General features: G+C 72.5%; 11 protein-coding genes. 7 read left to right on the plus strand and 4 right to left on the minus strand.

From position 1 onward, the window contains the following. Positions 1-11 precede the first annotated feature (11 nt). Positions 12-461 carry a type II toxin-antitoxin system RelE/ParE family toxin gene (locus Q392_RS22120; protein WP_245610777.1) on the plus strand — a complete coding sequence of 150 codons (450 nt, stop codon included), beginning with the start codon at positions 12-14 and terminating at the stop codon, positions 459-461. Next, positions 412-735 (plus strand): helix-turn-helix domain-containing protein, encoded by a 324-nt coding sequence (locus tag Q392_RS22125; RefSeq protein ID WP_038212476.1) that lies wholly within the window; start codon positions 412-414, stop codon positions 733-735. Before Q392_RS22120 ends, Q392_RS22125 begins: the two co-directional genes overlap by 50 nt. Before the next feature lie 33 nt (positions 736-768). Here Q392_RS22125 and fusA read toward each other — a convergent pair whose 3' ends face one another. Beyond that, entirely contained in the window at positions 769-2,838 is a 2,070-nt protein-coding gene (gene fusA / locus Q392_RS22130; RefSeq protein ID WP_038212479.1) for an elongation factor G, read from the minus strand. A gap of 85 nt (positions 2,839-2,923) precedes the next feature. Here fusA and lhpI point away from each other — a divergent pair, with 85 nt between their 5' ends. Then, positions 2,924-3,868: a bifunctional Delta(1)-pyrroline-2-carboxylate/Delta(1)-piperideine-2-carboxylate reductase gene (gene lhpI, locus Q392_RS22135; protein WP_038212482.1), complete on the plus strand. Its 945-nt coding sequence runs from the start codon at positions 2,924-2,926 to the stop codon at positions 3,866-3,868. Positions 3,869-3,874: 6 nt separating this feature from the next. Here lhpI and Q392_RS22140 read toward each other — a convergent pair whose 3' ends face one another. Then, positions 3,875-4,630 (minus strand): Crp/Fnr family transcriptional regulator, encoded by a 756-nt coding sequence (locus tag Q392_RS22140; RefSeq protein ID WP_211260279.1) that lies wholly within the window; start codon positions 4,628-4,630, stop codon positions 3,875-3,877. A gap of 104 nt (positions 4,631-4,734) precedes the next feature. Here Q392_RS22140 and Q392_RS22145 point away from each other — a divergent pair, with 104 nt between their 5' ends. Continuing rightward, a complete protein-coding gene (locus tag Q392_RS22145; protein WP_038212485.1) occupies positions 4,735-5,130 on the plus strand; it encodes a BLUF domain-containing protein in 396 nt (131 codons plus the stop codon). On the opposite strand, the gene Q392_RS22150 is transcribed toward Q392_RS22145, so the two are convergent. Beyond that, on the minus strand, positions 5,131-5,436 hold the full coding sequence (locus tag Q392_RS22150; RefSeq protein WP_038212488.1) for a DUF2917 domain-containing protein: 306 nt from the start codon (positions 5,434-5,436) through the stop codon (positions 5,131-5,133). Positions 5,437-5,577: 141 nt separating this feature from the next. Between Q392_RS22150 and Q392_RS22155 the strand changes: the two genes are divergently transcribed. Both Q392_RS22155 and Q392_RS22160 read left to right on the plus strand, forming a co-directional pair. Further along, complete coding sequence (locus Q392_RS22155) at positions 5,578-6,564, plus strand: LysR substrate-binding domain-containing protein (RefSeq protein WP_038212491.1); 987 nt, start codon at positions 5,578-5,580, stop codon at positions 6,562-6,564. 73 nt (positions 6,565-6,637) lie between these two features. Continuing rightward, on the plus strand, positions 6,638-7,312 hold the full coding sequence (locus Q392_RS22160; RefSeq protein ID WP_038212492.1) for a hypothetical protein: 675 nt from the start codon (positions 6,638-6,640) through the stop codon (positions 7,310-7,312). On the opposite strand, the gene putA is transcribed toward Q392_RS22160, so the two are convergent. Continuing rightward, entirely contained in the window at positions 7,313-11,134 is a 3,822-nt protein-coding gene (gene putA / locus Q392_RS22165; protein WP_157008144.1) for a trifunctional transcriptional regulator/proline dehydrogenase/L-glutamate gamma-semialdehyde dehydrogenase, read from the minus strand. Between the two features lie 34 nt (positions 11,135-11,168). On the opposite strand from putA, the gene Q392_RS22170 reads away from it, so the two are divergent. Beyond that, positions 11,169-11,669 carry an Lrp/AsnC ligand binding domain-containing protein gene (locus Q392_RS22170; protein ID WP_051953852.1) on the plus strand — a complete coding sequence of 167 codons (501 nt, stop codon included), beginning with the start codon at positions 11,169-11,171 and terminating at the stop codon, positions 11,667-11,669. Positions 11,670-11,973: the final 304 nt, after the last annotated feature.

The raw sequence follows: 11,973 nt of genomic DNA on the forward strand, positions 1-11,973 counted from the left end.
CAAGGCGGCCCATGAACTATGTCACTGAGTGGCATAATTCAACCATGCATCGCGTCTTCAAGACCCGTCACTTCAGCCGCTGGATGCGCAAGACGGACCTGACCGACCCGGTGCTGTGCAAAGCCGTCGGCGAAATGCGCCGTGGCCTGGTCGATGCGGACCTGGGTGGCGGCGTCGTCAAGAAGCGGGTGGCCTTGCCCGGCCGCGGCAAGAGCAGCGGCGCCAGGACACTCGTGGCGACCAACCGGGGCGATCGATGGTTCTTCGTGTTCGGCTTCGAGAAGAACGACCGCGCCAACATTTCCGAGGCCGAGCTGGAAGCCTTGCAGGCCGTCGCCGCCGAATGGCTGGCGCGCACGGCCGCGCAGTTGAACGAAGCCGTCGAAGACGGCGCCTTGCAGGAGATTTGCCATGACCGTCAAGACCCGGGCCAAGAGCCCCATCCTCGAAGCCGTCCATGAGACGGCGCGCGACCTGCATCGCCTGGGCTTCATCGACAAGCGCAAGATGAGTAAATTCGACGCCCTGTGCATCGAGCCCGTGCCACCCTACGACAGTGCCCAGATCCGGGCGCTGCGCGCCCAACTCAAGCTCAGCCAGGCGGTGCTGGCCGGCGTGCTCAACACCAGCGTCTCGACCGTGAGGAAGTGGGAGCAGGGCGACAAGCAGCCCAGCGGACCGTCGCTGAAGCTGTTGCACCTGCTGGAGCGCAAAGGGTTGGAGGCCGTGCTGTAGCGCCAGCCGGGCAACCTCCCGGCTGGCGCCGCATCAGTCCTCTGCCGCCCCCCGCCACTGCCCCATCAACTGCTGCTGCGTCGCCGGCGGCACTGCCTCGTAGTGCGACAGCTGCAGGGCGTAGCGCCCCTGGCCGCCGGTCAGCGCGTTCAGGCGCGACTGGTAGCCGCTCAACTCGGCCAGCGGCGCCAGGCCCTTGACCACGGCCGTGCCCGCCCCGCCGGCGGTGGTGCCGTTGACCAGCCCGCGGCGGCCCGACAGGTCGGCCGTGATGTCGCCGATGGCCGGCTCGGGCGCGGCGATCTCCAGTTGCACCACCGGCTCCAGCACGATCGGCCGCGCCTCGCGCACGGCCGCCAGGAAGGCCTTGCGGCCGGCGGCGACGAAAGCCACTTCCTTGCTGTCCACGCTGTGGTGCTTGCCGTCGTAGACGACCACCCGCACGTCCACCACCGGGTAGCCGGCGATGGCGCCCTGCGCCAGCACCTCGCGCACGCCCTTCTCCACGGCGGGCATGAACTGGCCGGGAATCACGCCGCCCTTGACCTGGTCCACGAACTCGAAGCCGCCGCCGCGCGGCAGCGGCTCCACGCGCAGGAACACCTCGCCGAACTGGCCGGCGCCACCGGTCTGCTTCTTGTGGCGGTGGTGGCCCTCGGCCGGCGCGGTGATGGTCTCGCGGTAGGCGATGCGCGGCGGCCGCGTGCGCACCTCGAACTTGTGGATCTCGGCCAGCCGCTCCAGCACCACGCGCAGGTGCAACTCGCCCAGGCCGTACAGCACCGTCTCGTGCGTGGCGGCCACCTGCTCCAGCCGCAGGCAGGGGTCTTCCTGCACCACGCGCGAGAGCATCTCCCACATGCGCTGCTCGTCGCCGTGGCGCACCGGCTCCACCGCCAGGCCGTGCACGGGCACCGGCAGCGCCAGCGGCGCCAGGTGCACGTGCGCGTCCTCGGCGGCGTCGTGCAGCACGGCGTCAAAGTGCAGCTCGTCCACCTTGGCCACGGCCACGATGTCGCCGGGCAGCGCCTGCGGCACCTCCTCGTGGTTCTTGCCCTGCAGCATGAACAGGTGGCCGACCTTGAAGGGCTTGCGCCCGTCGCCCACGTAGAGCTGGCTGCCCGGCGTGATGGTGCCCTGGTGCACGCGGAACACGCCCAGCTTGCCGACGAAGGGATCGAGCGTGAGCTTGAACACGTGGGCCAGCACGTGGCGCGCGGGATCCGGCAGCGCCTCGATGGGCTGCGCCGCCTCGCCTTCGCCCAGCAGGAAGTCCGGCGGGTTCGCCTCGCCCGGGTCGGGCAGCAGGCGCACGATCGCATCCAGCAGCTGCGCGACGCCGGCGCCGGTGCGCGCCGAGACGAAGCACACGGGGATCAGGTGGCCCTCGCGCAGCGCCTGCTCCAGCGGGGCATGCAATTCGGAAGGATCGACGTCGCCGTCGTTCAGGTAGCGCTCGACGAAGCCGGCATCGACCTCCACCACCTGCTCCACCAGCGCGCGGTGCGCGGCGTCCACCGGGCCCAGGTCGCTCGTGCCCTCTCGGGCGAAGAAGCAGTCGCGCACCTGGCTGCCGCCCTCGGCCGGCAGGTTCAGCGGCAGGCACTCGCGGCCGAAGGTCTCCTGCAGCTGCGCCAGCAGGCCGGCGCAGTCGGCGCCCGGCGCGTCGATCTTGTTGACCACCAGCAGCCGCACGCGCCGCCGCGCCGCCGCCTGCGCCATGAAGCGCTGCGCCATCGGGTCGACGCCGGCGGTGGCGCTGAGCACCACCGCGGCCGACTCCACCGCCTCCAGCGCCGGCAGGCTGTGCCCGACGAAGTCGGGGCTGCCGGGCGTGTCGAGCAGGTGCACGCGGGTGTCGGCGTGGGTGAGATGCAGCACCGAGGCGAGCAGCGAATGCTGCATGCGGCGCTCGAGCGGGTCGTGGTCGCTGACGGTGCTGCCGCGCTCCACGCTGCCGGCGGTGCCGATGGCGCCGGCCTGCTGCAGCAGGGCCTCGGCCAGCGTGGTCTTGCCGGTGGCGGCGGCCCCGAACAGGGCCAGCGTGCGCACTGCCTGGATATCGGCCACCCCGGCGGAGTGGCCGTTCGATCGGCTTGGCATGGCGTATCTCCTGGAACGCTTGGCGAAGGCCAGCCTACGGGATCGGGCGGCGCGGCGCAACCCGGGCGGCGTACATTGCTGCGCCATGCAGCCCTTCGACGCCGAGGCCACCCGCGCCGCCCTGCCCCTCGACCGCCTGATCCCCGCCCTGCGCGCCGCCTTCGCGGCCGAGGCGCAGGTGCCGCCGCGCCACGTCCACACCATCGCGCAGGGCGGCGAGGCGCAGGGCACCGTGCTCATCATGCCGGCCTGGAACGAGGCCTTCCTCGGCATCAAGACGATCAACATCTTCCCCGGCAACGGCGCGCGCGGGCTGCCGGGACTGCATGCGACCTACGTGCTGTACGACGCGGCCACCGGCGTGCCGCTGGCGCTGCTGGACGGCAACGAGATCACCGCGCGCCGCACCGCGGGCGCCGCGGCGCTGGGCGCGGATTTCCTCGCCCGGCAGGACGCGCGCCGCCTGCTGGTGCTGGGTACGGGCCGGGTGGCGCGCCTGCTGCCCGAGGCGATGCGCTGCGTGCGGCCGGGCATCGAGGAGATCGCCGTGTGGAACCATCGGCCCGGGGGCGCCGAGGCGCTGGCCGCGCAGTGGCGCGCCGCCGGCCTGCCGGCGCGGGCGGCGGCCGACCTCGAGGCGGCCGTGCGCGCGGCCGACATCGTGAGCTGCGCCACGCTGGCCACCGCGCCGCTGGTGCGCGGCGCCTGGCTGGCCGAAGGCTCGCACCTGGACCTGATCGGCAGTTTCACGCCGCAGATGAAGGAGGCCGATGCGGCCAGCTTCGGCGGCGGCGCGCGCGTCTACGTCGACACGGAGGAAGCCCTGCTCAAGGCGGGCGACCTGCTGGACGCCATCGCCGCCGGCAGCTTCCGCGCGGACGCGGTGCAGGGCACGCTGGCGCAGTTGTGCCGCGGCGAGCGCGCCGGCCGCGGCAGCGCGCGCGAGCGCACGGTGTTCAAGGCCGTGGGCTCGGCGCTGGAGGACCTGGCGGCCGCCACGCTGGCGTGGACGGCGCGCGCGGCCGCCTGAGCGGCGTCAGAGCAGCGGCGTGGGCCGCAGCGGGCGCTCAAAGTAGTCGCCCAGCCGCTCCAGCGCGTGCGGCTCCAGGATCTGCAGCACGCCGCCCTCCAGCCGGTGCAGGCCCATGCGCTGCAGCTTGCGCAGCGTCTTGTTGGTGTGCACCAGCGACAGGCCCAGCGCGTCGGCCAGGTGCTGCTGCGAGAAGGGGAAGGCCACGCAGCCGTGCGCGGCCATGCCCACCCGCTCGGCGCGGCGGTACAGGTGCAGCAGCAGCATCGCCACGCGCTCGGCGGCGCTGCGGCGGCCGGCGGTGACGAGGTTGTCGTCGACGAACTTCTCCTCGTTGGCCACCATCCAGGTGATGGCGTAGCCCAGCCGCGGCTGCTCGCGGAAGAAGGACCACAGCGCCTCGCGCGGGTACGCCGCCAGGATCACGTCGGTGGCCGCCTCCACGCCGTAGGAGGTGCCTTCGACGAACTCGTCCTGCAGGCCCATGAAGTCGCCGGGCAGCAGGAAGCTGAGGATCTGCCGGCGGCCGTCGCTCAGCGTCTTGTAGCGGAAGGCCCAGCCCTGGCAGAGCGTGAACAGCCAGGGGCTGCGGCGATGCTCCTCGATGACGGTGCGCCCGGCGCCGAGGCCTCGCACGCCGCGGCGGAAGGCTTCGATGGCCGTGCGCTCGGCCTCGCTCACGGGCAGGAAGGCCGGGTTCGCGCGAAGGGCTTCGAGGATGGCGCCGGCTTCGGCGTCGGAAGGCTGCAGGGCTTTGTCCACGCGCGCGACTATAGGCGTGCGGTGCCATGTCTTTTGACATTTCTGCCGCCACGCCGGCGCCCTACAGTCGCGTCCCTCCCTTCAGCGCGATTGCGGCGGACGATTTGCCCCTCTACGAATTTCTCTACTGCAGCACGCTGGCCGACGGCCAGTCGCCTTCGGTGATCGCCCAGATCCTGGCGCGCGCACGGCCGCACAACGCGGCGCACGAGATCACCGGGCTGCTGGTGTTCGACGGCCAGCACTTCTGCCAGCACCTGGAAGGCCCGCACGCGCCGCTGGAGGCGCTGATGGCCCGCATCGCCGACGACCCACGCCACACCAGCGTATGCATCGCCCACGAGGGGCCGCTGGCGCAGCGCCGCTATCAGCGCTTCGACATGGGCTACGCGGAAGCGGAGGGCGCGGCCCAGATCGGCGCGCTGTTCACGCTGCGCGACGAGGCCGCGCTGGCGCACTTCCTCGGGCTGCGCCCGGGCTTCGACGTCCACGGCGGCTGATCAGCCGTCCTGCATGTCCCAGCTGTAGGTGGCGCCGTAGCCGTCCCACGGCTCCATCACGATGCGCTGGCCGGCTGCGACCGGCAGCGCCTCGCCGGGGCCGAGCACCAGGTCCTCGCTCGCGTGGGCCGCGGTGGCGTCGCGCGTGATCCACAGGCGCCCCTGCCGCACGCGCAGCACGCTGGGCCGCCGGGCCCGCAGGCTGGTGGCCTGCCCGGCCGCCAGTTGCCAGGCGCCGCGGCGCACGGCCGGCGGCACGGCCGCGGCCGGGGCCAGGGTGGAAGTGCAGACGGTGGCGCTGGACATGACGGACTCCTCAGGGTGGTGGGTGAATGCGCGAACATCGCGATTCGGGAATGAATGATCCCGGCAAGCCTCATGGCAGTCCAATGAAAACGCGCTAGGCTACTGATTCCGGTTTCGCATCAATCGCGTCATCGGACCTTCATGCAGCACTCCCAGACCCACCTGCGCACCCGCCCCATCGGCGCCGGCCACCTGCGCGCCTTCGAGGCGGTGGCGCGGCACCTGAACTTCCGCGCCGCCGCCGAGGAGATGGCGCTCACCCAGTCGGCCGTGAGCCGGCAGATCCAGTCGCTGGAAGAAGAGGTGGGCGTGCCGCTCTTCCTGCGCCACACGCGCGCCGTCGAGCTGACCAGCGCCGGCGCGCAGCTGCTGCTGGCGGTGCAGCAGTCGCTGCCGCGCATCGACGGCGCGGTGCGGCAGATCCGCGCCAGCGCCGGGCGCAAGAGCGTGGCGCTGACCACCTTCGCCTCCTTCGCGTCGATGTGGCTGATCCCGCGCATGGAGGCCTTCCAGCGCGACAACCCGGAGATCGACATCCGCATCGACGCCAGCGACTCGGCGGTGGACCTGGACGTGGCCGACGTCGACCTGGCGCTGCGCTACGGCCCGGCCGACAGCATGCCGGCCGGCGCCGTACGGCTGTTCGGCGAGACGCTGATGCCGGTGGCCAGCCCCTGGCTGCTCAAGAGCAGCCCGGCCATCCGCAAGCCGGAGGACATCGCCGGCTTCACCCTCATCGAGGCAGGCGACGCGCACCGCACGCACCTCGAATGGCTGACCTGGCGGCGCTGGTTCGACGCCGCCGGCCTGACACGGGTGCAGCCGCGCCGCTGGCTGTACTTCAATTACGCCTACCAGATGGTGCAAGCCGCCCTCGCCGGCCAGGGCGTGGTGCTGGCGCGCAGCCCGCTGATCGCCGAGAGCCTGAGCAACGGCGACCTGGTCGAGGTGCTGCCCGCCAGCCAGCGCGTCGATTCGCCCCTGGCCTACTGGATGCTGGTGGCGCCGCGCAGCGCCGCGCGCCCGGAGATCGCGGCCTTCTGCGACTGGCTGCGCCTGCAGGCCGCCGCCACGCGCGAGACCATCGGCGACGGTCCGGACCCGGACACCGTGGACAACATCGATTGACCGACTGCGGCGGCGCGCGGCCTATGCGCTCCGTCGGATGGCCGCCCCTCCCGCCGGTCCGGACAATGCCCTGATGACCGCGCTGCGAACCCGCCTCCTGCTGCCGCTGTGCGCGCTGCTGCTGCCATGCCTGCCCGGTCCGGCCGCCTCCGCCGAGCCCTGGCCCGAGCCCGCGATGGCCGTCGGCCAGGGCGCGCCGCGCTGGCGCAGCTTCGTGCCCAAGGACATGGCGACCATCGGCGAGCCGGTGGAGGTGGCTTCGGAGCATTCGCCCAATCCGGTGCAGGCCATCCTGCTGCGCCGGGACGAGCAGTACGCGCTGCTGATCGGCACCACCACCGGCGACGGCCGCTTCGAGGCCTGGCACTGGGCCACCTTCATGAACTGCCGCATCTGCCTGGACGACCCGACGGCGCACGTGCGGGTGCGCCTGGCGGGCCGCGGCCGGGTGCTGAGCGTCACCGCCGAGGCCGCCTCCGAGCGCGAGAACGCGCGCTGGCGCGTCACCTGGCGGCTGCGCGAGCGCGAGCAGGACGGCATGGTCGAGCTGATCGGCCTGGACGCGCTCACCGGCATCGAGGGCCGGCAGGGCACGCGCGAGAGCGCCAACCTGCTGACCGGCGAGACCGTGACCGAGACCGGCACCCTGCGCCGCGGCCGGCTCGCGGCCGTGGGCGCCGCCACGCGCGCGAAGCAGAAGGTGCCGCCCGCGCGGCCGCTGGCGGATGCGGTGGAGCCTGCGTTCTAGTCAGGCGATCGTCATCAGGCTCGCATTGCCGCCCGCCGCGGCCGTGTTCGTGCTGACGGCGCGTTCGAGCACCAGCGCCTCCAGCGGCATGTCGTCGCTGCCGGGGTCGAAGCGGCGCAGGCAGACGATGGGGCCGTCGCGCTCGGCCAGCCGCGCGGCGGCGGCGCGCAGGTCCGCCTCGCTGCCCTGATGCAGCGCGACGTCGAACGCCACGCCGGGCGCGTTCCAGTCGCTCGCCAGGGCGATGGCGCCCTGCACTTCCAGCGGCAGGCCGGCATGCAGCTTCCCGGTGGCGGCGGTCAGCGGCCAGATGGCGCGGCAGCCCACGGCCAGCACGCCGGCCAGTTGCAGCAGCAGCGCGTCTTCCGATGCGGCCAGGCACAGCGCGGCCTCGCGCGGGTGCAGCGAATAGACGTTGCGCTCGCCGGTCGGCCCGGCCAGCACGCGCGCCTGGCGCGAACCGGCGCGGCGGGCCAGTTCGCGGCACCGGGCCGCCAGGCCTTCGCCGCGATGCTCCGCCGCCCAGGCCGCGAGCGCGGCGAAGGCCGGCGACGGCGCCTGCGCGCGGCCTTCGGGCACGGAGCCCGGCAGGCCGCAGCCGGCGGCGCGCGCGAGCACGTCGCCGGGCCGTGCGGCCAGCAGGCGGTACATGTACAGCGGGCCGCCGGCCTTCGGGCCGGTGCCCGACAGGCCCTCGCCGCCGAAGGGCTGCACGCCGACGACGGCGCCCACCATGTTGCGGTTGACGTAGAGGTTGCCCACGCGCGCGCGCGAGACCACCTGGCCGATCGTCTCGTCGATGCGCGTGTGCAGGCCCATCGTCAGGCCATAGCCGGTGGCATTGATCTGCGCCATCAGCCCGTCCAGGTCCTCGCGGGCGTAGCGCACCACGTGCAGCACCGGCCCGAAGACCTCGCGCTTCAGTTCGGAGATGCTTTCCAGCTCGATCAGCGTCGGCACGACGTAGGTGCCGCCCTCCAGCACGTCGTGCGCGCAGCGGCCCAGGCGGTGCACGCGCCGGCCGCGGCCGCGCATGGCTTCCACGTGCGCCTCGATGGTCTCGCGCGCGCCGGCGTCGATGACCGGACCGACGTCGGTGCGCAGCGCGGCGGGGTTGCCCACCGTGGCCTCGGCCATCGCGCCGCGCAGCATGTGCAGCAGGCGGTCGGCGACATCGTCCTGCACGCACAGGATGCGCAGCGCCGAGCAACGCTGGCCCGCGCTGTCGAAGGCCGAGGCCATCACGTCGGCCACGACCTGCTCCACCAGCGCCGAGGAATCGACCACCATCGCGTTCTGCCCGCCGGTCTCGGCGATCAGCGGCACCGGCGCGCCGGTGGAGCCCAGCCGCTCGGCCAGCGTGAGCTGCAACTGGCGCGCGACCTCGGTGGAGCCGGTGAACATCACGGCCTGCACCCGCGCGTCGGCGACCATGCGCGCGCCCACCGTGGAGCCCCGGCCCGGCACGAGCTGGATCGCCGCGGCGGGCACGCCGCCCTCGCGCAGCAGCCGCACGCCCTCGGCCGCGATCAGCGAGGTCTGCTCGGCGGGCTTGGCCAGCACGGTGTTGCCGGCGGCCAGCGCCGCGGCGATCTGGCCGATGAAGATGGCCAGCGGGAAATTCCACGGGCTGATGCACAGCACCGGCCCGAGCGGGCGGTGCGTGGCGGCGTCGAAGTCGGCGCGCGCCTGCTGCGCGTAGAAGCGCAGGAAGTCGATCGCCTCGCGCACCTCGGCCACGCCGTTGGCGCAGGTCTTGCCGGCCTCGCGGGCCAGCAGGCCCAGCAGGCGCGGCAGTGCCTGCTGCAGCAGGTCGGCCGTGCGCTCCAGCGCGGCGGCGCGCTGCGCGGCGGGCATGGCGGCCCAGGCGGGCGCGGCCTCGGCGGCGGCGCGCAGGGCGGCGTCGATCTCGGGCTCCGTGGCGGCGCGCACGCGGCCCACCACGTCGCGGAGGTCGGCCGGGTTGCGCTTGTCCTGCCACGCCGGGTCGGCCACGGGCACCGGCTGCGCGAGCATCGGCTCCGCCTGCCGGGCGGTGCCGGCCTGCTGCACGAGCAGTGTTTCGAGTCCGCGCAGCGTCCCGTCGTCGGACAGGTCCAGGCCCGTCGAATTGCGGCGCGCCTCGCCGTACAGCGCGGCCGGCGCGGCGATGGCCGGATGAGGCCGGCCCAGTTCACCCTCTTCCTGCGCCATGCGTTCGACCGCCGCGACCGGGTCTTCCACCAGCGTCTCGATGGAGATGGTCGGGTCGGCGACGCGGTTGACGAAGGAGGTGTTGGCGCCGTTCTCCAGCAGGCGGCGCACCAGGTAGGCCAGCAGCGTCTCGTGCGTGCCCACGGGCGCGTAGATGCGGCACGGCCGGCCGAGCCTGCCGGCCTCGGCCGGGCCGACCACCTGCTCGTACAGCGGCTCGCCCATGCCGTGCAGGCACTGGAACTCGTACTGCCCCGGCTGCCAGGCCGACGGATCGGCCATCGTGTAGATGGCCGCCATCGTGTGGGCGTTGTGCGTAGCGAACTGCGGGTAGACCTGCTGCGGCGCCGCGAGCAGCTTCCTCGCGCAGGCGAGGTACGACACGTCGGTGTAGACCTTGCGCGTGTAGACCGGGAAGCCCGCCTGCCCATCCACCTGGGCGCGCTTGATCTCGCTGTCCCAGTAGGCGCCCTTGACCAGGCGGATCATCAGCCGGTGGCGGCTGCGGCGCGCCAGGTCGATCAGGTGGTCGATCACGAAGGGGCAGCGCTTCTGGTAGGCCTGGATCACGAAGCCGATGCCGTTCCAGCCGGCCAGCGCGGGCTCGAAGCACAGCTTGTCCAGCAGGTCCAGCGAGAGTTCGAGCCGGTCGGCCTCCTCGGCGTCGATGTTCAGGCCGATGTCGTGGCGGTGGGCCAGCAGCGCCAGGCTGCGCAGCACCGGGTACAGCTCGTCCATCACGCGGCCGTGCTGCGCGCGGCTGTAGCGCGGGTGCAGGGCCGACAGCTTGATCGAGATGCCCGGCCCCTCGTACACGCCGCGCCCGGCGGATGCTTTGCCGATGGCGTGGATCGCCTGCTCATAGGACTCGCGGTAGCGGTCCGCATCCTCGGCCGTCATCGCGGCCTCGCCGAGCATGTCGTAGGAATAGCGGAAGCCCTGCGCCTCCAGGCCCTTCGCGTGCGCCAGCGCGTCCTGGATGGTCTCGCCGGTGACGAACTGCTCGCCCATCATGCGCATCGCCATGTCCACGCCCTTGCGGATCATCGGCTCGCCGCCCCTGGCGATCAGCCGCGTGAGCAGCGTGGACAGCGAGGTCTCGCTGTGCGTGGCGACCAGCTTGCCCGTCAGCAGCAGGCCCCAGGTGGCGGCGTTGACGAACAGCGATGCGCTGCGGCCCGCGTGCGCCTGCCAGTGGCCGTGCGCGATCTTGTCGCGGATCAGCGCGTCGCGCGTGGCCGTGTCGGGGATGCGCAGCAGCGCCTCGGCCAGGCACATCAGGGCCACGCCCTCCTGCGATGACAGCGCGTATTCCTGCAGCAGGCCCTGCACGATGCCGGCCCGGCCGGCCCCGCTCCTGCGTTCGCGCAGGCCCTGGGCGATGCGCAGCGCCAACGCGTGGGCGCGGCCGGCGGCCTCGGGCGCCATCCGGGCCTGCGGCAGCAAGTCGGCCAGGGCCTGCGGCTCGGGCATCCGGCAGGCCCCGGTGATGCGCCGGCGCAGTTCGCTGGCGTCGGCGCCGCCGGCGAAGCCGCGGAAGAAGAAGGCCGGGTCGACGGGTGCGCGGTTGTCCATGGTGAAGCCTGCTGAAGAATGGGCGGTGGAGATGTGCGCATCATGCGGCGGCATTGATAGAATTTTTGTTCGAATTTCATTCGAAAAAATGAACAAATCTCTAGATCAATCGAACGAAGCCGTCGATCTGGACAGACTGGACCTGCGCATCCTGGCGGCCCTGCAGGCCGACGGGCGCATCACCAACCTGAAGCTGGCCGAGGCGGTCGGCCTGTCGCCCACGGCGGTGCTGGCGCGCGTACAGCGCCTCACGCGCGACGGCTACATCCTCGGCTACGAGGCGCGCCTGAACCCGCTGAAGCTGGGCGCCGGCATGCTGGTGTTCGTGGAGATCCTGCTGGACCGCACCACGCACAACGTGTTCGACGAATTCAAGGCCGCGGTGCAGGTGCACCCGCAGATCATGGAATGTCACATGGTCGCCGGCGGCTTCGACTACCTGCTCAAGACGCGCTGCGCCGACATGAACGACTACCGGCGCTTTGCCGGCAACGTGCTGTGGCAGCTGCCCGGCGTGCGCGAGACGCGCACCTATGCCGTGATGGAGGAGGTCAAGGACTCGGCGCGGCTGGCGCTGCCAGGGATGTAATTTTCTTGATGCTTCAGGAGACGTCGTGGACGCGCGCCGTGGCCGGGGGCCTGGGGCGCGGGCTCATGGTGGGGCGGTCGGCGCGTTGCGCCGACTTCGCTGCGGTGCTCGGCCAGGGGCGGCGCTGCACAACTCACTGCGCGCTCCTGCGGAGCGCTCCGTTCAAACAGGTGCAGCGAGTCAGAGTTGAAGCGTGCCTGTCCTTCGGCAGGCACGCCCGCCCCTGGCCTGCGCTCCTCGCCGCCCCACAAATCGCCCTCGCCCCAGGCCCCCGGCCACGGCGCGTGGAACCGTCCGGGTGCAT

It is taken from the genome of Xenophilus azovorans DSM 13620, from assembly GCF_000745855.1.
GTDB lineage: Bacteria > Pseudomonadota > Gammaproteobacteria > Burkholderiales > Burkholderiaceae_C > Xenophilus > Xenophilus azovorans.

What these genes read in the sequence shown, in the direction of transcription:
- Q392_RS22170 (WP_051953852.1), top strand. Translation starts at nt 11,169, where the DNA reads ATGAACAAATCTCTAGATCAATCGAACGAAGCCGTCGATCTGGACAGA.
- Q392_RS22160 (WP_038212492.1), top strand. Translation starts at nt 6,638, where the DNA reads ATGACCGCGCTGCGAACCCGCCTCCTGCTGCCGCTGTGCGCGCTGCTG.
- Q392_RS22150 (WP_038212488.1), bottom strand. Translation starts at nt 5,436, where the DNA reads ATGTCCAGCGCCACCGTCTGCACTTCCACCCTGGCCCCGGCCGCGGCC.
- lhpI (WP_038212482.1), top strand. Translation starts at nt 2,924, where the DNA reads ATGCAGCCCTTCGACGCCGAGGCCACCCGCGCCGCCCTGCCCCTCGAC.
- fusA (WP_038212479.1), bottom strand. Translation starts at nt 2,838, where the DNA reads ATGCCAAGCCGATCGAACGGCCACTCCGCCGGGGTGGCCGATATCCAG.
- Q392_RS22125 (WP_038212476.1), top strand. Translation starts at nt 412, where the DNA reads ATGACCGTCAAGACCCGGGCCAAGAGCCCCATCCTCGAAGCCGTCCAT.
- Q392_RS22120 (WP_245610777.1), top strand. Translation starts at nt 12, where the DNA reads ATGAACTATGTCACTGAGTGGCATAATTCAACCATGCATCGCGTCTTC.
- putA (WP_157008144.1), bottom strand. Translation starts at nt 11,134, where the DNA reads ATGCCGCCGCATGATGCGCACATCTCCACCGCCCATTCTTCAGCAGGC.
- Q392_RS22155 (WP_038212491.1), top strand. Translation starts at nt 5,578, where the DNA reads ATGCAGCACTCCCAGACCCACCTGCGCACCCGCCCCATCGGCGCCGGC.